Consider the following 23631-nt stretch of genomic DNA (forward strand, 5'->3'; position numbering starts at 1 on the left):
CACAGCCGAACGGAGGCTGGGAGACGGGGTGGTGCGCCCGACCCGCCGCCCACTCGCCTTCCTGTGCCGCTCCATGTCATCCCCACAGCATACCACCCACCCCCACCACAACCCCAAATATCGAAAACCCTAAAATCATCCAAATCTGTTGATCAACAACAACTTATGAACCTTACAAGCTGAGGTTTGTGCACAAAAAATGTAAAGACCTACTCACCAACTAATTACCGAAACATGTTGCAAATCAACGTCTTTCAAAACGACTCAAAACCGGACGAAACAGGCACCCGAGCAGCCGCCGACACCCCGGCGCCGACACTCCCCCGAACACGTCACCGGCACCCCCACATCACAAACCGGGGACATGTCATCACACCAAGTCACAGCACCATTACGCCCGCGAGTGCCGAGGTCGCGCCGATCCCACCCATAACCACCTACACACCGCCCAGAATGGGCAGCAGAGAATTCAGCAGTGAATCGCGTCGCTCGCGGCGACGCATGGGGAGGAAGTACGTCATGGTGTTCGAGAGATTCTCCGATCAAGCCCGTCAAGTGGTCGTCCTCGCCGCCGGCGCCGCCCGCACCCACCACCAGAACTCCGTCGGCACCGAACACCTGCCCGTCGGGATCTTCGACGCTGGCAGCCCCGGAGCGGCGGCGCTGACCTCATGGGGTGTCACCGCGCCGGCCCTCGAGAGCAAGCTCGAAGGTGTCAGCGCACCGGCAGGCTCCGCTCCGGCGGTTGGGCACATCCCGTTCACCCCGAAGACGAAGAAGGTCCTCGAGGGCAGCCTGCGCCAGACCGCCCTGCTCGGGCACGAGGAGATCGGCACCGACCATCTGCTCCTGGCCCTGCTCGACGACCCCGCCTCCACCGGCGCTCAGATCCTCACCGACCTTGTAACCCTCAGCATCGGCGAAATGCGTGAGCACCTCAGACGCGAACTGGCCCAGCAGCCCACTCCCGGCCCCGCCCACCGCATCCCCATCCGGCTCAGCGACGACGAATACACCCGCGCCCACGCTGCCGCCCGCACCGCCGGTCAGAACCTCGAAACCTCCGATCCACGACCGCATCACCGACGCCCTCGAACAACCCGAATAGCAGGCTCAGTCGCAGATAACGGATCATCCGGGACGTGTCATAAGACCAGTTCAGATGATTTTTCGATGCGGATCCTGCAGCCCGTCGTCCAACCATAAACCCCACTCACGCGAGGACACCGGGACGTGTCACCTTTCCAGGTCAGAGGGCTCGCCCAGGCGGCGGTTCTTGCCGTCCATCCACGCGATGACATCGAAGACGCGCAGAGCGGAGATCTCGTCGGGGAGGCCGGCCTCCTCCCGGATCGACAGCAACCGGTGGTGCAACGCTCCGTCGTCGGCACGGAGGGCCTCCCGGACCGGGTTCAGATGTGCTCGCTCGGTGCCCAGGACCTCACTGACCACCGAATCCCAGATCGGGTACAGCCGGGGACGTTTGCGGGCGATCAGCTTCGTCGCCTTCGTCTGGGCGATGCCCGGCAGCGCCCAGAGGGCGGTCTCCAGGTCCCAGGCGGGCCACCCCGGGGCGAGCGGGTCCGGTTCGTCGACCAGGTCCCGATCCGGGCCTATCGCCGTCAGAAGGGCGTTCAGCGCCTCCGCCTCGGTGTGCAGGATCGCCCGCGCCGCCTTCGGTGGGATCTGTACCGACAGGAACGTCACCGCGACCAGGTCGTCCGCGGTGAACCGCGCCTCCCCGGCCCGGTCGCCGGTGCTGGACCAGGAGTCGAAGTGCGCGCCGACGTAGGCGTCGTCGCCCAGGTACGGGCGGCCGTAGTACTTCGTCAGCGCCGCGATCGCCGCAGCGTCCGAGTCGGTCGCGAGGGTGGTCGGCAGCCGCAATGTCATACCCCGCACCCTCTCACCCCCAGGTGCCGGCGACCGGGAACCGAGCCGAGGTGGTCGCTACGCGCCGGGCCCGGAATCAGGGGCAGTGTCGGCCGCCGGCGGTTTCCGGCAGAAGCGTGCGGGCCTTCTCCGCCAGGTCCGGCAGGCCGAGCGCGTCGAGCCAATCACCGTAGGCCCGCGCCGGGGCGGTCCGGGCGAGTTCCTCGTCCACCAGCACCACCGGGCTGGTGGGGTATGCGACGCGGGCCGCGAACCGGGCGATCTCGTCGGCGGTCAGGATCTTCCCGAGCGGCGGCGTGGTTGCTGCATCGGTCATGGCGTCTCCCCCATTGTCTGAGCTGACTGGACGTTGTGTGGACAGTATCGCGTTGTGGGCGTGGCCCTTCGGCCGTCATAGGGACGTGTCATCTGCCCAGTTCAGTGATAGGAATGCGCGGTGATCGATGCGCGCAAAGGATGGCCTGAAGGCGAGTGCACCACCACTGGCTTCTTCGACGGCATGGACCGCTGGAGGGCTGCGAACCCGCCGCCCGGCCCCCGGAGTTCGTGCCGCGGCGCGTCTGCAGCTTGGCCACTTCAGGCGCCCGCACCAGGCTCGCTGGTGGGAGGCTCTGGCACTGACGATGCTCCTCGCCATCGCGGCGGCACTGGCCATCGGCGCGCTCGATGACGTCCTGATGGTGTTGCTCGTGGCGATCGCACTCATGCTGGTCGGGATATTCGTGTACGTCGTCTACGGTCTGGCACTGGCGACGCGATCCCGCGCCTACCCCGTCACCCGGTGGCGGCACGGTTTCGGGTGATGTGGCTGACGAACGGCACCAGCACAGTCGGGGCGGCGCTCACCGTCTACGTCCGCCGGGGCGGCGCGGTGACCTTCCACAACCACTTCCGATGGCCCGCAATCACACCCCAGCGGCCGCCGGTCGGCCGCCAGCTACGGCTCGAACTACTGACCATTGCCGCCGAGGCCGGCCAAGTCGTCATTACCTTCACCACAGATGAACGCATCGCCACCACGTACAACAGGGACGGGTGGCCGGCAGCACCTTGCCCTTGATGGCCTTCAGTACGCCCTGACGGGTGATGCCGAGCCCGTCGGCGGCCTCCTGCACCGACACCAGCGGCGGGAGGTCCATGGCGTCGGTGAGGCGATCGAAATCGGCGGTGCTCAGCACTCGCAGCGACCGCAACGGCCACGGGTAGGTCCCCAGGACCGCCAGGGCCGTCGAGGTGGCCTGCCGCACCGATTCGGCGGGAATGGTGAACACGACCTCGGCGTGGCCGAGTTCCGAGCGCGCGGCCCCGCTGCGATGTCTACATGATCGTGACGGGCCTATTCGCCGGCGTTGCGGGCGAGTAGGTGCCGACTTCGCGTGTCGGACTGGACCTGTAGATTCTCCTGGAACGTGCATCAGCAAGTTCTAGGCAAACGTGCGACAGGAAGTGCTTTGGTGAGCATTGGCGATCTTGATCGGCGCATACTGTGGGTGAGAGCTGGCGGGCGATGCAGCTTATGCAAGGCATATCTCCTCGAGGGCAAACTCACCGCGAAGTTCGTGCCACTCGGCGAAGCAGCCCATATCGTTGCACATTCGAGCGGAGAAAATGCGCCTCGGGCTGATGCAGCATTCGCCGAGGATCGGCGGGATACTCACAACAACCTCATGCTTGCATGTGCCAACTGTCACACCGAGATTGACAAGCAGATTGTCGCTGAGACGATGACTGTTGATCTCCTTCGCGAGCTCAAGAAGGCGCATGAAGACGAGATCCTTCATCTGACTGGCTTGGTCTCCGACCGGCGAACCGTCATGCTCCGAGTCCACGGTTACTTACGGGACAGCGCGATGGTGGTCGACGCCGACGCAGCGACCACCGCGATCATCCACTGCGGCCACCGGTTCCCCCGTTTGGACGACAGCGGCAGTGGTCGCGGGTTCGATATCGACCTTACGGCTCTGCCCGAAGAAGGACAGCCGACAAACGGCTACTACACAATGGCGGCGAAGAAGATCGATCTCGCTATCAAGAATCGACTGGCGGACGCGATCGAGCGTGGCCAAATCAGTCATTTAAGTGTATTCGCAATTGCGCGCCTCCCGCCGCTCGTCTACCTCGGCGTGGCCTTGGACGACGGCATCGATACCGACACCTACCAGCTGCACCGTCCTGGCAACGAGTGGGTATGGCCGGCCGATGGCACCCCGACGACGTTCTCCACCGACCTCACGACTGTGGGCGACGCGGGTTGCGCGGACATCTCCCTGATCACCAACCTTTCGGGGACAACCGCACCTGAACAACTTCCGAAACAGTTGCGGGGCTTGACAACCTACACATTACATGCGGACGGTCCTCTCGCACATGAAGGGGTGATTGACCATCCCGAAACGCTCGTCGAGTTCGAGAAGGAGGTTCGTAAATTCTTCTCGATGCTTGAGGCGGATCATGGAGAAGCAACCACTGTCCATGTCTTCGGTGGGTTGCCCATCTCCGCGGGTGTGACCTTCGGTCGATCCCTGAAGGCACGTGCTCTGCGTCCTGTCGTGGCGCTCTACGACCGGACTGAACACGGCTACGAGAAGGCACTGGAGGTCTGATGAACACCAACGCACATTTCGAGGCATTCCTCGAAAGCACTGTGAACCTGAAACCATGGAAGCTGACACAACTCGACTCTCACGTGCAGGCCATCGTCAATGCCCTGCAGAAAGACTCGATCATCGGCCCGATGTACAAGGAACACATTCGTCAAGGCTCGTGGGCCCACGAAACGATCATCAACCCGGTCGGCCCTTACGACCAATTCGACGCAGACTTTCTGCTCCACCTCGAAGAAAACGACGACTGGTCGGAAGATCCTGGAGCGTACTTGCGCGAGCTCCGGGCGGCGTTCAAGCGGCACACCACGTACGCACCGAAGGTCAAGAAGAAGAACCGCTGTGTGAGGATCGACTACGCCAACGAGTGCCATGTCGATGTCGTGCCTCATCTGACTCTCGCGAACGGTCGTGAGGTCGTCGTGAACTACGCCGACGCTACGTTCGAAGACACCAATCCAGCGGGCTTCACTGAGTGGATGAAAGAACGAGACGACCTCACCGGCGGCAACCTACGCAAAGTACTCCGCCTATTGAAGTACCTGCGGGACTACAAAAACACATTCGACTGCAAATCCGTAATCCTCACGACGCTCGTCGGCGGACGGATCCAACCGTATGATCTCGCCGCCCGATACAGCGACATCCCTACCACCTTCGTCGCGATCCTCAACGATCTGGACACCTATCTCGACCTCTACCCCGCCATGCCGCTGCTCGATGATCCGAGTTGCCCCGGAAGCTCGTTCAATCACCGTTGGACTGAGGAGAAGTACACCAACTTCAAAGCCCAGATCAAGCGGTACGCGGAGTGGGCTCGTGAAGCGCACAGCGAAGAGGACGAAGAGCTCTCGATCAAGGCGTGGCAAAAACTCTTCGGATCCGAGTTCGTGGCCTCGGATGTCACTCTGGCGAAGTCCGCGATCCTGGCTTCCGGGCGCAACATGCACAGCGACAACAAAGCGCTGGTAGTGCGCGCTCCAAATGAGCAGTTCATCGAGGAGAAGGGGTTTGCGTTCTCGCCGCGCTACACCGCCACAATCGTAGGCAAAACGTCCGAGCTCTACGGAGCCCTCGCCAAGACCATCCGTTCCGGAAGGAAGCTCCGCCGCGGACTCCAGTTGGACTTTCGAGTGCGAACGGATGCTCCAAAGCCATACGAGGTGATCTGGAAGGTCCGCAACCACGGTGAGGTAGCCGAGGCCGTCGGCCAGCTTCGCGGCGAGCTAATCGCACCGAATCGCGATCAGCACCGCCGGGTCGAACGAACGCTCTATCCTGGTAGACACTTCATCGAAGTCTACATCGTCGTTGATGGCATCGTTGTTGCCAGTGACCATCACGAGGTCGTCATCGAGTAGTTCTCGCAGTCAGTCACGGACGGGCTACTCACCACCGAAGCCGGCGATCGGGTACTACGGGAAGTTTGCGGGCGATGAGCTTGATGACCTTCATGCGGCCGATCCTCGATTACATCAGAGGGCGCTTCCAGGACCCACGGAGCCATCCTGGAGGCGAGCGGATCCAGTCCGGCGACCTCAAGTCCCAATAGGCTGCCGCCCTCCGCGGATGACACCTGCGGCCTTCAGATTTCACCGCAATCAGCCATATCCACAAAAGGAAGCCAACGTGTCTCACTGCGGCCGCGCCCACTTCGAATCATGAGTCCAACAAACCCGCGCATCGGATGGGCGTGGCCACGTGCAATAGATGCTTCAGCCCCGGACCCACCCATCGAACATCATGTCAAACGCATCAGTCCCGGGTCCCAACGTCTACGCTCCATCACGTGAACGCTGATCCAGATCTGGGCATTGCCGAGGCGCTGCTGCCGCTTGCCTTCTCTCTTCACGCCAACCCCGGCGCGTATGCGATTCTGGCTGGCGCCGGTATCTCCTACGGCGCTGTCCCCGTGGCCTGGGAAGTGTTCACCGACCTGATCGTGCGTGCAGCTGGGATCGACGGCGACATTATCGAACAGAAGGACGCCGAGGACTGGTACCGGAAAAGATTCTCCAGCCAGCCGACCTACGAAGGGGTACTCGAAAAGCTCGGTCCCACCCCCACTGAACGTGGAACGGTCCTCCGCGAATATTTCGAACCAGGCGGCGAACTCCCTGAGCCCACAGAGGCACATCGCGCGGCCGCTCGGCTGATGAAGACCGGGGCGATCCGCATCGTTGTCACCATGAACTTTGATCGCCTCTTCGAGCAGGCGCTCAGAGACGTGGGGGTCGAACCGCTGATTGTCGCCACCGATGCACAAGCCATCGCGATCGAACCACTGCACACAGTGCGGAACTGCATCATTCACCTGCACGGCGAGTACCAAGATGCCTCGTCGCTGCGTAACACTGTAGAAGAACTCTCCGCCTACCCCTCAAACCTGCGTAGTCTAGACGGACAGATCGTCCGCGAGTACGGGATGATCATCGTCGGCTGGTCCGCCGAATACGACACCGCGCTACGCGAAATCATCGATTCGAACTACCCACATCGATACACCGCCACATGGATCGATCCTGCCAATCCAAAAGCGAAGGCCACCGAACTGCTCAAGCGACTGGGCGGAATTCCAGTCAGAGCAACAGCCGATGAGGCGTTCGGCCACATGGCGGACGCGGTCGAATCACTCGCAACCCGCCGCGCACGAAACCCGATGACCCTCCCCATCGCCGTCGAGACGGCCAAACGTGAGATGTCGGGTCAGCACACCTCGATCGCGCTGCACGACCGGCTTCAAGCCGAGTTCCAGCGCATACACTCCCTCGACGATTGGACCCGCACAGAGGGCCAGGGCGGGGAATATCCTCTGCTCGTCGCGCGCGTGGAGGAAGCGAGCGCAGTGGCTTCTGCCCTCGTCGCCGTCCTCGCCTACTGGGGCGCCGCCGATACCGATCGCTGGTGGACCTCCGAGATCGAGCGATTCGCCCGAACGACAAGAGCATCGGGGTCAACGGCATTTCTCGAAGCGCGCCGACTCGTTGGTACTCGGCTTCTCTACGCCGCCGGGATCGGCGCGCTCGCAGCTCACCGGTACGACACCCTCCAGACCCTCATCCGGCTCACTACACCAAGCATCTACACCAGTGGAAAACAGGACCCCCTCATGGAAGTCCTCTCCGCCGGCAGCGCCTATCGGCACATCGCACAGTCCGAACGTCGCCACCGAGAACAACTCGAACCTGTCCTCGCCCAGGCGCTTGCCCTCACCCACGATAGCCTCGACATCACCTGGCAGCAGTTCGAGATCCTTCGACTGACTGCAGTCCTACTCGCACACCCCGAGTTCGATGCCCAGTTCACCGAGTACCACTCCCACAAGAGAATGTACGACCACTACGTGAAGCAGATCGAAGACGCTGGCGACGACCAGACACAGAAACCGATTGCCGACGCCGCTTGGAATGCGAAACCCGGCGCGTGGGAGAACGTTGACAAAGCACTCGGCAGCCTGTCTCGAATGGTCAACGCCGGACGCCCCCACATCCTCATGACGGACAGTTGGGACGGCAATCCTCGATGGATCAGCCCCCTACTCGAACAACTGCAACGCGAAGTCGAGACCGACTTCGATCGGCACCCCCTCAGACTCGCTGGCATCGCGAAGACCAGCGACGAACTCCTCGCCGCTCTCCAAGCAGTTCAACACCGACTCGGCTTGCAGGCCCAGGAGCATCTGAGAGCGTCCCGCACCATGGGTACGTCTCGAGAACCCGACGACATCTGGCTCGACATCCCAGTGAAAGATCAGTGAAATTTCAGTCGAGGGTCTCATCAACCTCATGAACCGCAACAGCTGATGTGTGATGGTCTGGGAAGAACTGGCAGAAGGTTCGAAACGCCCTTACTCGTAACCGAACTGACGAACCATGCTTGTTCGCTTCCGCCTTTCTTGGCTCTCGATGTGCTGCCAATACCGCCAACGCTGGGCGACATACCCTTTCCTCTCGTCCGACATCATCACAGACCGCGCCAGCGCTTCTGATGGGTCTCCGAGAAGAAGCGCACCTTCGCCAGTCTCGGTATCCGTTCTGTACGTCGGCGAAAAGGCAAAGGGTCGCGGCCCCTTAGCGGTCATGCTAAGCGTCATTGACACGCCGTGGTCATACCGCGGACGCAACGAGTCGAAGGTCATGAACGACTCGTCCTCGCAGCGCTGGGTGTCCCGCTTGTGCCGCAGCGAATCTGGATCTTCATGACCACCACCATGCTCAAATTCCGACTGCCGCCCGTAGATTAGTACATACTGCGGCTCTAGCGGTCGGTTCTCATATCGGTCGAAGAACAGGTACTTTCGACGAAAGAGCGCACGATTCTCGTCGATCGAGAACCATGACCGCCAGTCGTTCAATTGGTCATGCGCGTCACGAAACTCCGCGGTGGGTCGCCCATTTCCCTTGAACCAGCGTTTAGATGGTCTTTCGATCTCGATCAACACGGGAGTGATCAGCCCAGACGCACGGGTAACCCACATGAAATCAGGCTCAAACTCGCGCCCCGCACCCGTGAGTTCGGGCTCACGGAAGACAGCAGACATTTCCGAACCATGATGGCCACCCGGACCGATGTCCCCGCTACCACCGGGGATCATCGCCGGATGACGCTCAAGGAAAGCCTGAACTGCCAACTCATCAGGATCAGAACTAAGTAGTCGGTACCAGTCAGACATTGCGGCATCGGAATATGTCATCCAGTCCAATGCCGGCGGACGGTCTGGATCGCGGTCGGGCGTGAGAGTAGATGCAGATGCCGTTTCGCTGCCAGTCGGGGCCATCGCATAAGACTAGAGGGCAATTCGTCGGCGAGCTTAAGGTCCGCTCCTAATCGCGCGTCCCCCGATCACTCGGCACACGGCCGCCTTATGTGATGGGTCGAATGTCATGCGCCGTCACCCACGGGCTCGACCCTGCGCTAGTTCAGCAATGCCTCTGTTATCGGGGCAACACTCTCCTCGACCGCCTCACCCAGCGCGGCCCGGGATTGCCCCACTGGAGCAGCTGGCACGCTTCCGGAAATTCACCGTCGCAGGTCTACATCAACTGATTCTGCGCTCCGCCATACTCGCGGGGGCGAGCCGGGAACCGCATATTCCACCTCCCTGACCGATGAGCTCATTCCGCAACACCAGCGATTGGTACTTTCCCTCGCTCCGTTGCCAGGACGCCCGGGGCGAGTTGCTCCGCGTCTCAGGCTACGGGCGTGCTCCTTTTGCCCGGTTGCATCTCAGGCACAACAACTGGAGGTTGTCGACGGTGCTCTCACCCCCGAGAGAGAAGGGAATGATGTGGTCGAACTCGAGATAGGAGTTGGCGCCGCATTCGCAGCAACGTCCCTGATCGCGCTGCCACACAGCTGCCTTCACATGTTGAGGGATCGATCGTGATGCGCCGTCATTATTCAGTAAGACCCTGCGGTCGACGCGTAGGGCGGTATCGATGATGGTTGCCGCGTACTCCGGGTCGTGAACCGCGAATCGACCCGTCATCGATCGATTGGTCGCGTCGAGGGCGATACTGTCACGCCCCACCCAGCTGACTCGGTGCAGCTTCGACAGGGGTACCTCGCCCCCGTGCTGCAAGGCTACGAACCTGATCTTGCGGTTGGTGACTACGAGTTGCCCCTGCGTGGGCTGTGGTCCGGACTTCAAATCCCGCCACCTCGTGGCCGGCGCCAGCAGGTAGCACTGCTCATCGAGCGGCAGATGCAGCGCCGGTGCGGGGACTGAGGGCAGCTGACCTGAGAGGATGCGGGTCAGCATGTGCTGACGGACTAGTTCGGTGTCGAGAGCGGCGACGTCGCCGACGGACAGACCGAGGACCTGGGTGGCACGACGAAATGTCTCGAGTTCGTCGTCGGTGATGACGCCTTCGCTGTGCGCGAACGCCGCGTACCTGCGTAGCCATTCGATCGCGTCGGGTTTGATCGTCTTCCCGAGGGACATGCGCCCCGTCCAGCCAGGTGTGGAGGTCGGTCCATTCTTGCCCCATCGGACCAGCGGTGGCCAGGATGCCGCGCGCCGAATCGACATACTGCTGCAGGACCTGCTGAACGAACGGCTTGCAACTCTCGCAGTGCCGCCGCCACATTCGCGTGGGCTGCCCGCACCGGGCACATCCTTCTGACCGACTCACATCGCAGATCTTCTCATCTGACCTGGTCAGGCGTGCGGGGAGGGTGCTGCACGTATCTTGGTTCAAGTGCCAGCATTAGTTCGGCGTGACTGGGGTCCGTCTCGTCCGGCGGCATACTCGGTCCGAGGTGCCGGTGCGCGCGACAGCGGACTGTGACTGACTAGTTTTCAGGTGTATCCGGTCATCGGCGCCGCTTCGCGAGCAGTGCTCGTGCTTTGTCTCGGCGTGCGAGCAATCTGGCATGGCTTGCACCCACCCAGTGCGCCGGATCGCCGGCATGTGCCAGCCAGCGGTCGATGATCGCGATCTCCCCCTCGAGATCGCCGAGCTTGCGGAGCACGATCGCCGCGTTTCTCCGTCCAGCCCGGCGGCGTCTCCCGCACCACCACATCCTGTCCGAACTTCTGGAACCACTCGGCGCGCGCAGGGGCATTGGCACGTTCCTGCGCCTGGACCCGTTCGGAGGCATCGAGGATCTCGAGCAGCACGGTCAGAGCCTCCTGCAGGTGCCCCTCGCGCTTAAGGCGGGCGACCTCGTCGCTCCACTTCAGGAAGTGGGTGCCGCGGACCAGACCCTGCCCGTACTCCGCTGCATGTAGTTCCTCGAAGCGGTCCAGTGGCCGCTCGGCCAGCTTCTTACGCCACGCGTGCTCGCCCGAGCCGATCGGCTCTGCGCCGAACTCGTCAGGGACAACGATGACGTCCCCTTTCGGCGCCACTGTTGACTCGGGTTCGGGACCGTCGACGACGATTCCGTAGCTCTCGATCAGGTCGGCGATCCCGTTGACCCAGCCCTGGCATACCGCACGGATCTTCCACTGCTCGTAGCGGCGGTAGATCTCAACGAGCACTACGCATCTCTCGTCGGTCAGGCCGACGATCGTGTGAGTGGCAAGAATTCCCGCGGCCGAGCGCACGGTCACCTCCCCTGGGCCACAGGACTCGAAGGTGCCCGTAGTGAGGTCGTCGAGGGCGGCCGCGATGACGATCGTCGCCACCTCCGCCGGAACGGAATCCAGGCGCACCTGCACCGTGGCTACCTCTGCCAGGGTCACTGCACCGCAGAGTGAGCTTGGCTGGTTGAAGAACACCAGGTCCAGATCGGATACAGCGGACCCGTCCGCACGCACCAACACCGAAAACAAGTCCACATTGGCCGCGTCGGCAGGGAACTCGACACCGATCGTGACGTCGCGTTCCACCAACCAGATGTTCGCGCCCTTGCTCAACTCGACCATGCGCGCATCATCCACCACCCATGGCCGGGCCACCCATCGACGCACCCGTCCCCGGCTTGGTTCTACTCTCGCCGCGAGGAGATCCGTTCGATCCTCCGGCACTCTATCGACACCACTTCCCATGGCCTCCTATCAGCAGGCAGCCATAGCGTCGGGGGACATCGCCATCTGGGCAGCCGAGCCCGCTATCACCCACCCTTGTCATTCATCTGAATGACACACGGCCCGTGCAGGTCTCACCAGGATTCCGACACGCACCACGTACCCGCGTGTGCGCCGGGCGGTAGTCGAATCGTGAACTACAGTCCGTTATGTCCAGTCCTTGCCCAGAAGGGGTATGCGCGCATGCCGACCAGCTACTTCAAGCCCATCGCCGTCATCGACGAGGTCGGCGCTATCGGGCGCATCGGCATCTGGCATGTGGACGTGGGGCACACCGCCGCAGTGGGCGCTCCCATGCCCCGCATGGCGGGGGCCTGGGGCTACTCCCTCGACGAGCTCGATCCCGGCAAGGTGCGCTCGCTGATCGCGGATCGTTTCATCGTGCTGGCCAGCAACACCGATCTGCTCGAGCGACTCGAGATCCCGAATCTGGGCATCGTCGATGTCGCCAGGACCGTCGACAGTGCGCGCACCGAGATCACCAAGCTGCAGGACGCATTCGACACCCACGCTGCGGGTTCTCGCACGAAGCTCACCGCCCCGGACTGGCCCGAGGTACCGGACCCCTACGGAACGGCTGCCTCAGTTCCGATGTATCCGAGCAGCGATGAACGCACCGGTCAGACATACCCGCTGGCCCGCGGGTTCGAGAAGCTCGCGAACGCTTGGGAGCAGGTCGAAAAGCAACGCGTCCAACGTCCCTTCCTCAAACCCCTCGGCGGGGACGAACTTCGTCCGCTGCCGCTGGTAACCGTGGGAACGCCGGCGTGATCGAGGATTACGCGGTCGTTGATGTCGAGACAGCGAACTCGACCAAGGGCAGCATCTGCGAGATCGGTCTGACGATCGTCGAGGCCGGCGCGATCACGGTTGTCCGTAGCTGGCGGTGCCGCCCGCCGGTGCAGACGGGCGGGTTTCACTGGTACAACACCAAGGTCCACGGGATCACCGCCGCCGACGTCGCCGCCAGCCCCGAGGTCGGCGAATGCTTGCGTGAGATGTTCGCGTGGATCGGTGACCGGCCGGTGTACGCGCACAACGCGAACTTCGACTTCGGGCACCTGCACGCCGCCAGCCACCTATCCGGCGTTCCGATACCCGACCTGGTCACCGCGTGCAGCCTCACCCTGTCGCGACGACTCCTCGACCTTGTCAGCCACCGGTTGCCGTTCATCGCCGAACACTTCGGATTCGATGCCACCGGTCACCACCAGGCCGCGAACGACGCCACGATGGCCGCGCACCTCGTTCAAGCCTTGGCCGAGACAGCGGGCGCGGACAACGTGACGGATCTGTGCGAAGCGGCGCGCACCCGTCCCGGCCGCTTCGGGCCGGACGGCCTCAACGGCATGGTCATCCGCCGCCGCAGCACCGCAATCGGCTCCGGCTTCGACATTCCCGACACCAACACCGAAGCCGATCCGAACCATCCCCTCTTCGGCGAATGGGTGAGCTTCACCGGCGGTCTGACCGCGTTCACCCGTGAACCCGTCTGCACGCTCCTCGCATCCCTGGGTGCGAACCCACAGCCGAAGGGCGTGAACAAGAAGACCACCATGCTGGTCATCGGTGACGGGTTCACCGGCAACTCCCTCGAAGACTTCACCACGAAGAAGGCGCTCAGGGCCCTCGATCTGAGGGGCAAGGGCCAGAGCATCGAAGTCTTCTGCGAGGACGACTTCCTCAGGCTCCTCGACATCGACCCCGCCGCCCTGTGACAGGCGAGCAGTTGATGTCGGCACCCCAGATCACGACGTCGGCGTTGTCATTCGCCGCCCTCGACGTCGAAACCGCGAACCGCGCCCGCGGCAGCATCTGCGCGATCGGCGTCACCATCGTCATCGACGCCCGAATCGTCGACACCCGCACCTGGCTGTGCCGCCCACCCGCCGGTGTCGACACCTTCGAGCCTGTGCAGATCAGGACCCACGGCATCACCGCCGATCACGTCACGAACGAACCCCGGTTCGAGCAGATCTGGCCGGCCGTCGCCCAGTTCATGGGCGATCTGCCAGTGGTCGCCCAGAACAGGAGCTTCGACGTCAGTGCACTGCGGCAGGCGTGTGCACTCAGCAACTTGCCGCTTCCCCAACTCGAGACCGGGTGCACGATGCTGTGGAGTCGTGCCCTGCACCCTGAGCTGCCCAACCACCAGCTGCCCACCCTCAGCACGTTCTTCGGTGTCGAGCTGCGCCACCACCATGACGCCGGGCACGACGCACTGGCGTGCGCACAAATCCTGATCGCACTGAACCATGCGAATGGCTCCCACCACAGCCTGGCCGAACTCGCCGCCCACGCCGGTAGGCCGCTCGAACCCCTCAACACCGATCGACTGCCCGTCACCGGTCTCGCCAACGCCGACCCGGGCCGGCGTATCGGCACCCTCACCCTGACCGGGACCACGGCCGCCGGAATCCTCGCCGGTCGCAGCGCCGTCCTCATCAGTCGCATGACCACCCTCACCCGCGCCACAGCCACCGCACTCGCCGCCCAGTTCAGTGCCACCGTCACCCAGGTCACCACATCCACCGACCTACTCATCCTCGGCTCCCGCGCGAGCACCACCGCCGATAACCAGCGGTTGCACGCCGCCCATCTCGCGCGGACCGCCGGCAGACGAATCGACGTCCTCACCGAACTCGAATTCCTCAAGATCACATCCACACTGTGAACCCGAACAGATTGTCGCGGTGAATCATTCAACGTGCGCACCCTGCGCGCCCGAGCTGAAAGACAGGCCTTGCAACTCGAGAAAATCCGCATCGAAAACTTTCGTGCACTGAAGGACATCACCCTTCCCCTGTCGACCTTCGGATGCCTGATCGGCGAGAACAATGCCGGCAAGTCCTCGGTCCTGCACGCACTGCACCTCGTCCTCACCGGGAACACACCCCGGAAGGTCGACATCCACGACCACCACGACCCAATGTTGCCCATCCGTATCGAATTGACGATCAGCGAGATCAGCGATGAGGACCTGGCACGGCTCTCCGAATCACACCGGTCGAGTTTCGAAGCGGACATCACCGACCACACGATTACCTTGGTGCGTATCGTTCCACCCGAAGGGGGCAAATCGTCGCTGAAGATTCTCAAGCTCGGGCCCGCCGACGATCGGTTCACGGATGAGCAACTCAACCCCGTCATGAGGGGGAAGAAGAACGAGGTTCTTCGGAAGGCAGTCGTCGAGTTGATTCCGGAACTCGCCCCCTTCCTCGACGACAAACCGGCACAATCAGACGTTCGTGAAGCTCGCGACAAGATCGTCGCGGACCTTCCCCCCGAAAAGAAGATGCTTCGGGACGAACCACTCGGCACCGGAATCGATGCCGCAATCAAAGCCTTTCTCCCCGAACCGCTCTACATCGAATCGGTCAAAGACGTTGCCGCCGAACTGAAAACGAGCGATACAGCCACCTTCGGCAAACTGCTCAAGATCCTGCTCACCGAGGTCTCTGATCAGTTTGAGGACATCGAGGAACAATTCTCGGACATCCAGCGAAAGCTCAGTAGAGTATTCGACGCGACCGGCAACGCTACCGACGATCGCCTCGACCAGGTCAAGAAGATCGAGCGCACCATCGAAGGATTCGTCCGAGAGAGCTTCCCGGACATCGACCTGAGGATGACCGTCCCGATCCCCGAGATCAAGACCATCGTCGCCGGCGCCGAACTGACCGCAAACGACGGCCACGAAGGCTCCATCGCCAGCAAGGGTGACGGGCTGAAGCGGGCCGTGACCTTCGCGATTCTGCGTGCGTATAACGTGCTGCGGCACGAAGGGCTCGGAGCGAGCCGACGGAAGCAGACGACCAGTCCCAGCTACCTGCTGTTGTTCGAGGAGCCGGAACTGTACCTGTATCCGTGGGCCCAGCGGCAGCTCTTCCAAGCGCTCGAAGCGTTCGCCAAGGATCACAGTGTCCTCGTGACAACCCATTCCCCGGTCTTCTTCAGCCCCGAGACGAAAACCTTCACCAAACTCCGCAAGGTCTCCGAGGCTAAGAACACGCCCCACACCGAAATCACCCCGGTCAATCTGGGAACTTCGATATCAGTTCGCGATGCCTTCCAGATCATCCGCCACGAGCACAACGAAATCGCCTTCTTCGCACGAGCGGTCGTGCTCGTCGAGGGTGATAGCGACGCCGTTGTGCTCCCCCACCTCGCCCGCTTGCTCGACCCGGCGTGGAACCACATCGACCGCAACATCGCGTTCGCCCAAATCGGTGGGAAGGGCAACATCGAGAAGTACCGCATCTTCTTCAGCCACTTCGGCATCCCAGTGCACGTAGTCTGCGATCTCGACGCCCTCATCGGCGGATTCGACAAGCTCACCACAACGAACGAGATCACCGCGATCAAGCAGTCGTTGATGTCGGCCGTCGACCGCAGTCTGCCCACACCCGGCCCTGCGATCGGGTCGGGTGCAGCCAAGAGTCTTGCCGGCCGCGGAGACGCCCGAAGCAACTGGACCAAGGCCAAGGAGGTCTTCGACAGTGGGGCACAGGACAACGAAGCCTGGGCGGCGCTACGCGAGGCCATGGACGGCTTCTTCACATCGCACCGCAAAGACGAAAGACTTGACGCCCTCACGGGAACCGACCCGGACATCACCTCAGGCAAGCGTGAGCTCCTGGACGCCCTGCGCGGCGAAAACGTCCATGTCCTGGCCCGCGGAGACCTCGAGGCGTACTGCGGTGACGACGGCCGCTCGAAGAAGGTCGAGCACGCACTCGAGTTCTGCGCAGACGTACCAGACCTGATGTCTTACCGAGCGGTGCTGGGAGACCAAGCGGACGTCATCATCGATGAACTCACCACCTTGTTCAGCAGCATCTTCACCGAATCCCCCACTAAGTCGATCCCCAGCGACAGCACCGAAGACGCACCGATCGAACGGGTCATCATCCCCCCGCCCTTCATTGCTCCTACAACCGCGGAAGTGACCGCGCCCTCACAAAACTGACTAACGCAACTGAAACGTCCCGGATGCGTCGGACATCTACGTCTCCGGTCCCGGTCCAACCGGGACCGGAGAGGACCAATAACGACGACACGATGAACACCTCCCTCCGCGGCGGCTTCGGTGCCAATTGCAGCGCACACATTGTGCCCGCTTGCTTTCCAGGCTTAATCGCTTGACCAAGCGCTCTGCTGACCAATCAACGAGAGGAATTGCCCGTGGTGGCATCCGACGAGACCGACCTCGGTATCGAGGTGCCCGAGCGCACCAACGTATGCGCGATCGTGGGATTGTTCTGCGCCCTGACGGGGTTATTCATCCCCGCATTGGTATTCGGCGCAATCGGTTACGTAGAGACCGGCGGACGCGAACACGAAACCGGCTCCGGCTCGCCGCTGCCGCTCTGGTCCTGGGGGCCATCGAACTGATCGCCGTCGTGCTGACCGCCGTCATAGTTCTCGTTACCATGCCCTGAACGAAGCACCGCGTGGTTCGACGACGTCGCCGCCCCACAACTATGCCCGCATCTTCTCATTCGAAACACTGGTCTGCGGACGCCGGTTACGGGACATCCACGACAAGACCGAAGTCGTCGAGGAGGGAGTCGATGACAAGATCACGCGCCCATCCCCGGTCGGCGAGATCACCCGTGGCGTCGATGGTGATCTCCGGTGGTGCGCCCCGCTCGACCAGCATGACGGCACGCTCGTCCTGCCCGTGGCGGCACCGATACCGCACCCCAGATGCGGTCGGGGTGCCGAGCAGGACGTTCGTGCAGGTGATGCGAGAATCCCGGTAGTCCCGCCACGTGCACCCGGCCAGCGAGCCGTCCTGGTTGATCGCCGCCAACCCGGCCTGGGTGTCGAGGACCGCGACCGTGATGTCCTCACCCGCCACCATGCGGGTGAGCGACACCTCGGCGAGCGCTGTGCAGGAGAGCATTCCGGTCTTGGGGATGTCGGTGCCGCGTAGGATCCCCTCAGCGACCACCGCACCCACCGACAACCCGACGTACAGGTAGCCACCCAGCAGTGATCCGCCCGGGCAGACACGGTCGTCGTCGACCGGGTCGAACCGGCCCTGCCGCGATACCCGCGTGGTGCGGGTGTTGATCGTCACGCCGTCCTCGAGCGGGGCGATGGCGGCGGAGTTGAAGCTGTTCGGCGGGAAGGGGCTGTCGGTGCGGTGGATCCGCCACAACTCGGTGCCGGCCGCAATGGTGTCGGTGTGCGCGGGTGCGCCGTTGTACGTTCGCACCCGCTCACATGCCCCGGCGTGCCACGTCGAGGACATTGTCGATCGCGATCTCGGTCAGCTCGCCGGCCTCGAGGTCCTCAAGGGGGCTGCGGCCGTCGAGGATCTCGGTGGCGGTCAGCCACCACGACGCCGCACCGTACGGGTCCTCCGCCACCGCGAGTCGCCGGTTCGCGTACTTCACCAGGTCATAAATCTGGTGCCGGTCCCGGTCGAACTGGAACAGCGGGTACCGGTAATCCGGGCGGGCGCCGATCGGCAACCCGATCAACTCCCCCGCCTTCCGCCGTTTCTGTGCGACGCTGCGGATCGGCTCACTGGTCGGCGCCAGGATCGTCGCGACCTCCTTGGAGTCGATCACCTCAAGAGCGTCGAGGACCGACCGGCGGGCCGAGGCCCGCGGCCCAGTGTCATCGGTGTCGGTGTCGGTGTCGGTGACGGTCGCGATCAGCGACTGCGCGAGCTGCAACCGCTCCGTCTGCGACAGCGCGGCCGCGGAAAACCGGGTGAGCGCCGTGACCACGTCCCCGCCAGCCTCCTCGGCCCCCAGCGATGTCAGTTCGGGCCCGGCCCGCCCCGCCCGGGCCGGGCCGGGCCCGGACTCCGGCGTCTTGCCGCTTGCCTGGACCAGGGCGAGGCGGAACTCCGCGAAATACGTACCCAACGCCCGCTCGAGCCCCTCGACACGGATCGACTCGGACATCCGCGCCACCACCACCGGATCGATCCCAGGAACAGGCCCCGAGGAGAACGCTTCGGCACTCATCCAACCCTCCCAGGTACGTTTGCCACAACTACGTACCTATCGTACCTCCGAGCGGTCGATCCGTCGATGCCCGAGACCAGCGGCCCAAACAGGCGCCAGTGAGCATGCCACCGACTCCCGTCACCGTCCTCGCCGGCTGGTCCTGCCCCGAGCGAATGGGCACGGAAGGGCGGGGCGGGGATCGACGGTCACCTCGTCCGTACCCGCGAAGCCCCAGCGTCCGTCGTGCGCACTTGCCCTACCTGCGCCCACGCCCACCCACTGCGGCATCACAGGTTCCCGCCGCATCCGAACCGCGAACTTGCACTGGACCGGAACCGCTGCACCCAATCCACTTCTGCGCGAGAATCGACAAGGCAGGAGCCGCCGGGATGCCCGCCGTTCATCCACGAATTTGCCGTAGTGGGGCGACCACTCGTCGAGATGTCTCCCACTCGCTTCCAAACACCTATCTGAGTGCCGGGAGTTTGGTCAGCCCCCGTTCTCGGCATCGCTCCTGGAACTCAGCGTTGCATGATATCGGTCGACTCTGGCAGGTCATCAAGTTGGGCACCGCGGGCTGGCTTCCACCCTCGCGCAGCGGCAGTCCTCCTGCGGCGAACTCGACCAGCGGATCCCGCGCAGTGTCTGCGCGGGATCCGGCGCGTTGCCTGGGGTGGTCATTGTGATTGCAGCTTCGTCACCAGTGCTTCGGCGACGGGCCGAGCGCTTCCCGGGTTCTGGCCGGTGATCAACCGTCCGTCTTCTACGACGTAGGGGTCGAAGGGCTTGTCGGCGATGCTGTAGTTTGCGCCAAGCTCTTTCAGCTCGTCTTGCAGGCTGAATGGAACGGCATCGGCGCGTTGTGCCGCTTCTTCCTCCGGCCAGGAGAACCCGGTGACATTCTTGCCTTTGACTAATGGGTCTCCGGTGCTCAGCGGGACGTTGAGAAGGCCGGCCGGTCCGTGGCAGACGGCAGAGACGATGCGGCCGGTGTCGTAGAAGCGTGCGGTCAGCGCACCGAGAGCGTCACCGCGGAAATCGAACATCACGCCGTGGCCGCCGGTGAAGTAGATCGCGTCGTAATCATCGACGTCGAGGGCGGTCGCCTTCGTCGTGTTCTCGAGGAGCTTCATGAATTCGCGGTCGTGGTAGCGCTTGTCGGTGCCGAGCTCACCGAGCACCTCGTGCGCCAGGCTCTCGGGGTCGATCGGCACGTAACCGCCCGAGGGACTGGCGATGTCGACGGCGTAACCGTGGTCGGTGACGTAATCGTAGAAGTGCGTCAGTTCACCGAGCCACAGTCCGGTGCGATAGCCAACCTTCTCGTACTCTCCGATGTTGGTGACGATGATCAGAATCTTGTTTGTAGCCATGCTGTACTCCATTTCCAATCAGATCTCTTCAGAAAATGGTGGGGCGCTGAACGGTGTGGTGTGGTCCCGCGCCTGGCGTGCGACTCTGCTCAGCAGCGAGCGGAACTGTTCCTGCTCGCCCGCTGCAAGGGCGCCGAGGACAATGGTCTCAGCTTCGGCGATCCGCGCCTCCAGCTGCTGCAACCGCTCCGATCCGGCAGCCGTCACGACCACCGTGCGGACCCGGCGGTCAGCAGGATCGGGTTGACGATCCACCAGGCCCGCATCGACGAGGTCGTCGATCACGTATGGGATCACCGACCGATCCACTCCCAGATAGTCCGCGAGCTGGACTTGTGTGCGAATGCGTTTGCGCGCCACGGTATACAGCAGCTGGAAGCCACGAGAACCGCGCGGCAAGTCCGCCACCACGGGCTCCACCAAGGTCTTGTAATCGCGCATCAACATAGCGACCGACCACCCGAGGTCACAGTCCCTTTCGTCCACTGCTTCATTCAGCACGGGGTTCAGCCTATCTAATAATCATATGCTGTACAACTAAGTTATGAATCAATTTAGTTGTACAGCAATAGTTACCTCCCACATGAGCTCCGTGTCCGAACTCCCCACCTCGCTATCTGTGGACTGACCGCGAGGCCGTGTGGGATGACACCGCGTCGCGAGCGGGCGATGGTTCGTCGAGTCTTGCGACGCCTGCAATCCAGAGTGCGGATTCGTCGTCCATCGCGTAGGCGGTTGCGGCAGTTCACCTCCTGCGGTTTCACGCTGAATCGAGCGATGTGCGAGCTTCCGCTTGCTATCGGGACTGCAGCCGGCGATCTGTGCAGATTTCAGACCAGCGCGGGGCAGTTCTCCTGGATGCCGTGTGGCCCGCGCCTGGAGCGAAATTGTCCGTCGCCGAGCATAAGGGCGTGTCATGCCTTCGCATGTTGTGCGATGCTTCCGTTATGACAGCAGTCATGCCGTCGAGGGCCGCTGGCCCTCGCAGCGGGGAGTGCCGGGCGCGGCAATCCGCCGCCGCGTCGACTCGACGATCAGCGTTCTCGGCCATCAACCTCGACGTCGACGATGTGAGCTCGGACATGCGATCGGGTGGGGGTCGTCCAGCCGTGGTCTGCGGCGAAACTTATCATCTGCTCGAAATCATCCAACCATCCGTCACCGTCCGCGTCGACGGCCCCCAGCCCACGTAGGACCTCGACGGCCAACCACACGTGCGGACCGTCCACCCAGCTGTCGTGGGAATCGAGGAATCCTGCGACCTCCGTTGCCGGCTGCACGATCACAACGTCGAGCCGCTTCAGATTCGCGACGTCCTCGGCTTCCAATTGCGTTGCCGTTGCGTCGATTACTACTCTCATCTCGTTCCCTTCATGTCGATCCATTTCGGTGGTCGATGAGCCGCGAATGCCGCACGGCCCTCGGCCGCCTCCGCGGAAGCTGCAACCTGCTCGGTGAGGTTGTGCAACCAGATCGGTGATTCGGCAGGCTTCAGCGTCGGTAGCGTGCGCAGCATCATCTTGATGGTGCCGACGGCTTCTGGGCCGCACTGCAGGATATCCGCGACATACTCAGTGACGGCATCGTCGAGGTCGCCGGCGGGCACACTGCGATTCGCCAAACCTAGTGCGGCGGCTTTTATTCCGTCGAACTCGCGTCCCCTCAAAAAGAGGTCCGATGCATCTGCTGGGCGCAGTCGCCGCAGCGCAGGTGCCGCGGCCAGGGTTGGCACTGTTCCGTAACGCGCCTCTGCATAGCACAGTCGAGCGGAGTCGACGACCACGACGTAATCGCATGCCGCGACAAGTCCGAGAGCGCCGCCGAATGCGTGTCCGTTGACCCTGGCTACGACCGGAACCGATGCGGCCTCGATCGCGCCGATGGCGTGCGCGTACGTTCGGGACCACGCGGTTGGTTCGGCGTGTGCCCGAAGATCACTGCCCGCCGAGAAGCTTGTTCCCACGCCAGTCAGAACAACCACTCGGGTGCCGTTTTGTCCGGCAGCACTTTCCACCTCAGAGGCGAGCGCGGCCAGAAGTTCGACGGTGAGGGCGTTGCGGCGGTGGGGCCGGTCGATCGTAATGGTGACGATTCCACTGGTGGTGCTGTTCGTTTGCAACTCCGCTTTCGCAGGTTGACGACTTTTCCTCTGATCGTCGGCGGTCGGCCTTGGTGTCATTCGCCTCTCCTGGTAAGTGTTCTGATCACGCATTCTGCGACGCAAGGACAGTGTCGACGTCCTGCTCGCGACGCGAGGCTCCGAATCGGTCACCTCAGCGGGTTACCCGTCCCATCGCGCTAGGGTGTGTCTCCCAATGATTTGTGGTGTTGTGCTGCAGAATCTTCGGTGTGGCAGACGTTGTTGATCGGTTTGAGGTGTTGACGGACAAGCAGTGGGAGTTGCTCGCGCTGCTCTTGCCCAGTTCCGATGGGCTCCGGGGGCGGAAGTTCCGGAACAATCGTGTGGTGGTCGAGGGGATGCTGTATCGACTGCGGACCGGGGTGCCCTGGCGGGATCTCCCGTCGCATTTCGGGCCCTGGAAGACGGTGTGGAAGCGGCATCGCCGCTACGCCGGAGACGGAACCTGGGATCGGGTGCTGACAGCCCTGGTCGCGATGGCCGACGCCGGCGGGAACCTGGACTGGGCGGTATCGGTCGATTCCACGGTGGTCCGTGTCCATCAGCACGGCGCGAACGCCGCCCGCCACACAGGGGGATCTACCGAATTACACGAACCTGCGTGACGAGCCTGCCGATCACGGCATCGGCCGGTCGAGGGGCGGGTTGACCAGCAAGGCGCACCTGGCGTGCGACGGTCACGGGCGCCCACTGTCGGTGCTGGTCGGCCCCGGCCAAGCCGGTGACAGTCCGATGTTCGCCCACGTGCTGGAGGGTATTTGCGTCCCGCGGCTCGCCGGCGGAGCGCACCGCACGCGCCCCGACGAGGTCCGGGCCGACAAGGCGTACTCATCACGGGCCAACCGGGAACTGCTGCGCAGCAGAGGCATCAAGGCGGTAATCCCGGAGAAGACCGATCAGGCAGCGAACCGGGTGAACAAGGGCCGCGCGGGCGGGCGGCCACCGAACTTCGACCCGGAGTCCTACAAGGGGCGCAACGTGGTCGAACGGGCCTTCAACAAGGCGAAACAGTGGCGTGCGGTGGCCACCCGCTACGACAAACTCGCCCTCACCTACCGCGCCGGATTCCTGCTCGCCGGCATCGTCGAGTGGCTCAAACTATTAGGAGACATGTCCTAGT

Annotated in this window: 23 protein-coding genes; 11 read left to right on the forward strand and 12 right to left on the reverse strand. The window is 63.0% G+C overall.

The window, feature by feature from the left end:
* Positions 1–519: 519 nt before the first annotated feature.
* Positions 520–1206 carry a Clp protease N-terminal domain-containing protein gene (locus ACNJ7E_RS15145; RefSeq protein WP_418340285.1) on the forward strand — a complete coding sequence of 229 codons (687 nt, stop codon included), beginning with the start codon at positions 520–522 and terminating at the stop codon, positions 1204–1206.
* A gap of 30 nt (positions 1207–1236) precedes the next feature.
* Here ACNJ7E_RS15145 and ACNJ7E_RS15150 read toward each other — a convergent pair whose 3' ends face one another.
* Positions 1237–1893 carry a DUF6308 family protein gene (locus ACNJ7E_RS15150; protein WP_418340286.1) on the reverse strand — a complete coding sequence of 219 codons (657 nt, stop codon included), beginning with the start codon at positions 1891–1893 and terminating at the stop codon, positions 1237–1239.
* Positions 1894–1969: 76 nt separating this feature from the next.
* Positions 1970–2209 (reverse strand): hypothetical protein, encoded by a 240-nt coding sequence (locus ACNJ7E_RS15155; protein WP_418340287.1) that lies wholly within the window; start codon positions 2207–2209, stop codon positions 1970–1972.
* A 127-nt stretch (positions 2210–2336) separates the two neighbouring features.
* Between ACNJ7E_RS15155 and ACNJ7E_RS15160 the strand changes: the two genes are divergently transcribed.
* Complete coding sequence (locus ACNJ7E_RS15160) at positions 2337–2696, forward strand: hypothetical protein (protein ID WP_418340288.1); 360 nt, start codon at positions 2337–2339, stop codon at positions 2694–2696.
* A gap of 189 nt (positions 2697–2885) precedes the next feature.
* Here ACNJ7E_RS15160 and ACNJ7E_RS15165 read toward each other — a convergent pair whose 3' ends face one another.
* Positions 2886–3164: a MerR family transcriptional regulator gene (locus tag ACNJ7E_RS15165; RefSeq protein ID WP_418340289.1), complete on the reverse strand. Its 279-nt coding sequence runs from the start codon at positions 3162–3164 to the stop codon at positions 2886–2888.
* 183 nt (positions 3165–3347) lie between these two features.
* Between ACNJ7E_RS15165 and ACNJ7E_RS15170 the strand changes: the two genes are divergently transcribed.
* The 3 genes from ACNJ7E_RS15170 (at position 3348) to ACNJ7E_RS15180 (ending at position 8253) form a co-directional block, all read left to right on the forward strand.
* Positions 3348–4496 (forward strand): SAVED domain-containing protein, encoded by a 1149-nt coding sequence (locus ACNJ7E_RS15170; protein WP_418340290.1) that lies wholly within the window; start codon positions 3348–3350, stop codon positions 4494–4496.
* Positions 4496–5857 (forward strand): SMODS domain-containing nucleotidyltransferase, encoded by a 1362-nt coding sequence (locus ACNJ7E_RS15175; RefSeq protein WP_418340291.1) that lies wholly within the window; start codon positions 4496–4498, stop codon positions 5855–5857. Before ACNJ7E_RS15170 ends, ACNJ7E_RS15175 begins: the two co-directional genes overlap by 1 nt.
* Before the next feature lie 428 nt (positions 5858–6285).
* Positions 6286–8253, forward strand: a complete 1968-nt coding sequence (locus ACNJ7E_RS15180) for an SIR2 family protein (protein WP_418340292.1) — start codon at positions 6286–6288, stop codon at positions 8251–8253.
* Positions 8254–8343: 90 nt separating this feature from the next.
* Here ACNJ7E_RS15180 and ACNJ7E_RS15185 read toward each other — a convergent pair whose 3' ends face one another.
* The 3 genes from ACNJ7E_RS15185 to ACNJ7E_RS15195 form a co-directional block, all read right to left on the reverse strand.
* Positions 8344–9273: a Shedu immune nuclease family protein gene (locus ACNJ7E_RS15185; protein ID WP_418340293.1), complete on the reverse strand. Its 930-nt coding sequence runs from the start codon at positions 9271–9273 to the stop codon at positions 8344–8346.
* A 417-nt stretch (positions 9274–9690) separates the two neighbouring features.
* Positions 9691–10440: an HNH endonuclease gene (locus tag ACNJ7E_RS15190; protein ID WP_418340294.1), complete on the reverse strand. Its 750-nt coding sequence runs from the start codon at positions 10438–10440 to the stop codon at positions 9691–9693.
* Between the two features lie 357 nt (positions 10441–10797).
* Complete coding sequence (locus ACNJ7E_RS15195) at positions 10798–11991, reverse strand: TerD family protein (RefSeq protein ID WP_418340295.1); 1194 nt, start codon at positions 11989–11991, stop codon at positions 10798–10800.
* 222 nt (positions 11992–12213) lie between these two features.
* Between ACNJ7E_RS15195 and ACNJ7E_RS15200 the strand changes: the two genes are divergently transcribed.
* The 5 genes from ACNJ7E_RS15200 to ACNJ7E_RS15220 all read left to right on the forward strand — a co-directional run bounded on the left by ACNJ7E_RS15200 (position 12214) and on the right by ACNJ7E_RS15220 (position 17424).
* Positions 12214–12801 (forward strand): hypothetical protein, encoded by a 588-nt coding sequence (locus ACNJ7E_RS15200; RefSeq protein WP_418340296.1) that lies wholly within the window; start codon positions 12214–12216, stop codon positions 12799–12801.
* Entirely contained in the window at positions 12798–13748 is a 951-nt protein-coding gene (locus ACNJ7E_RS15205) for an exonuclease domain-containing protein (protein WP_418340297.1), read from the forward strand. The genes ACNJ7E_RS15200 and ACNJ7E_RS15205 overlap by 4 nt, the downstream gene beginning before the upstream one ends.
* A 14-nt stretch (positions 13749–13762) precedes the next feature.
* Positions 13763–14704 carry a 3'-5' exonuclease gene (locus ACNJ7E_RS15210; RefSeq protein WP_418340298.1) on the forward strand — a complete coding sequence of 314 codons (942 nt, stop codon included), beginning with the start codon at positions 13763–13765 and terminating at the stop codon, positions 14702–14704.
* 69 nt (positions 14705–14773) lie between these two features.
* Entirely contained in the window at positions 14774–16999 is a 2226-nt protein-coding gene (locus tag ACNJ7E_RS15215; protein WP_418340299.1) for an AAA family ATPase, read from the forward strand.
* Between the two features lie 215 nt (positions 17000–17214).
* Positions 17215–17424 carry a hypothetical protein gene (locus tag ACNJ7E_RS15220; protein ID WP_418340300.1) on the forward strand — a complete coding sequence of 70 codons (210 nt, stop codon included), beginning with the start codon at positions 17215–17217 and terminating at the stop codon, positions 17422–17424.
* 133 nt (positions 17425–17557) lie between these two features.
* Here ACNJ7E_RS15220 and ACNJ7E_RS15225 read toward each other — a convergent pair whose 3' ends face one another.
* The 6 genes from ACNJ7E_RS15225 to ACNJ7E_RS15250 form a co-directional block, all read right to left on the reverse strand.
* On the reverse strand, positions 17558–18253 hold the full coding sequence (locus tag ACNJ7E_RS15225) for a hypothetical protein (RefSeq protein ID WP_418340301.1): 696 nt from the start codon (positions 18251–18253) through the stop codon (positions 17558–17560).
* Positions 18254–18257: 4 nt separating this feature from the next.
* Positions 18258–19016 carry a hypothetical protein gene (locus tag ACNJ7E_RS15230; protein WP_418340302.1) on the reverse strand — a complete coding sequence of 253 codons (759 nt, stop codon included), beginning with the start codon at positions 19014–19016 and terminating at the stop codon, positions 18258–18260.
* A 659-nt stretch (positions 19017–19675) separates the two neighbouring features.
* Positions 19676–20383: a type 1 glutamine amidotransferase domain-containing protein gene (locus tag ACNJ7E_RS15235; protein WP_418340303.1), complete on the reverse strand. Its 708-nt coding sequence runs from the start codon at positions 20381–20383 to the stop codon at positions 19676–19678.
* 6 nt (positions 20384–20389) lie between these two features.
* Positions 20390–20872, reverse strand: coding sequence for a MarR family winged helix-turn-helix transcriptional regulator (locus ACNJ7E_RS15240; RefSeq protein ID WP_418340304.1), 483 nt, complete (start codon positions 20870–20872; stop codon positions 20390–20392).
* Positions 20873–21405: 533 nt separating this feature from the next.
* A complete protein-coding gene (locus ACNJ7E_RS15245) occupies positions 21406–21732 on the reverse strand; it encodes a hypothetical protein (RefSeq protein ID WP_418340305.1) in 327 nt (108 codons plus the stop codon).
* Positions 21729–22583 carry an enoyl-CoA hydratase/isomerase family protein gene (locus tag ACNJ7E_RS15250; RefSeq protein ID WP_418340306.1) on the reverse strand — a complete coding sequence of 285 codons (855 nt, stop codon included), beginning with the start codon at positions 22581–22583 and terminating at the stop codon, positions 21729–21731. The genes ACNJ7E_RS15245 and ACNJ7E_RS15250 overlap by 4 nt, the downstream gene beginning before the upstream one ends.
* A 137-nt stretch (positions 22584–22720) precedes the next feature.
* On the opposite strand from ACNJ7E_RS15250, the gene ACNJ7E_RS15255 reads away from it, so the two are divergent.
* Positions 22721–23630 (forward strand): IS5 family transposase gene (locus ACNJ7E_RS15255; protein ID WP_418339763.1). Its coding sequence is split into 2 segments (ribosomal slippage): positions 22721–23077 and positions 23079–23630, totalling 909 coding nucleotides; the frame shifts between segments, so codons are not numbered across the junction.
* The last annotated feature ends 1 nt before the right edge of the window (position 23631 follow it).

Source organism: Rhodococcus mengyinensis (genome assembly GCF_048381435.1).
GTDB lineage: Bacteria > Actinomycetota > Actinomycetes > Mycobacteriales > Mycobacteriaceae > Rhodococcus_F > Rhodococcus_F opacus_D.

Coding starts and splice junctions, on each gene's coding strand:
- ACNJ7E_RS15230 (WP_418340302.1), bottom strand. CDS start 19,016: ATGAGTGCCGAAGCGTTCTCCTCGGGGCCTGTTCCTGGGATCGATCCG.
- ACNJ7E_RS15185 (WP_418340293.1), bottom strand. CDS start 9,273: ATGGCCCCGACTGGCAGCGAAACGGCATCTGCATCTACTCTCACGCCC.
- ACNJ7E_RS15175 (WP_418340291.1), top strand. CDS start 4,496: ATGAACACCAACGCACATTTCGAGGCATTCCTCGAAAGCACTGTGAAC.
- ACNJ7E_RS15150 (WP_418340286.1), bottom strand. CDS start 1,893: ATGACATTGCGGCTGCCGACCACCCTCGCGACCGACTCGGACGCTGCG.
- ACNJ7E_RS15160 (WP_418340288.1), top strand. CDS start 2,337: ATGCGCGCAAAGGATGGCCTGAAGGCGAGTGCACCACCACTGGCTTCT.
- ACNJ7E_RS15250 (WP_418340306.1), bottom strand. CDS start 22,583: ATGCGTGATCAGAACACTTACCAGGAGAGGCGAATGACACCAAGGCCG.
- ACNJ7E_RS15195 (WP_418340295.1), bottom strand. CDS start 11,991: ATGGGAAGTGGTGTCGATAGAGTGCCGGAGGATCGAACGGATCTCCTC.
- ACNJ7E_RS15155 (WP_418340287.1), bottom strand. CDS start 2,209: ATGACCGATGCAGCAACCACGCCGCCGCTCGGGAAGATCCTGACCGCC.
- ACNJ7E_RS15145 (WP_418340285.1), top strand. CDS start 520: ATGGTGTTCGAGAGATTCTCCGATCAAGCCCGTCAAGTGGTCGTCCTC.
- ACNJ7E_RS15245 (WP_418340305.1), bottom strand. CDS start 21,732: ATGAGAGTAGTAATCGACGCAACGGCAACGCAATTGGAAGCCGAGGAC.
- ACNJ7E_RS15210 (WP_418340298.1), top strand. CDS start 13,763: ATGTCGGCACCCCAGATCACGACGTCGGCGTTGTCATTCGCCGCCCTC.
- ACNJ7E_RS15235 (WP_418340303.1), bottom strand. CDS start 20,383: ATGGAGTACAGCATGGCTACAAACAAGATTCTGATCATCGTCACCAAC.
- ACNJ7E_RS15190 (WP_418340294.1), bottom strand. CDS start 10,440: ATGTCCCTCGGGAAGACGATCAAACCCGACGCGATCGAATGGCTACGC.
- ACNJ7E_RS15200 (WP_418340296.1), top strand. CDS start 12,214: ATGCCGACCAGCTACTTCAAGCCCATCGCCGTCATCGACGAGGTCGGC.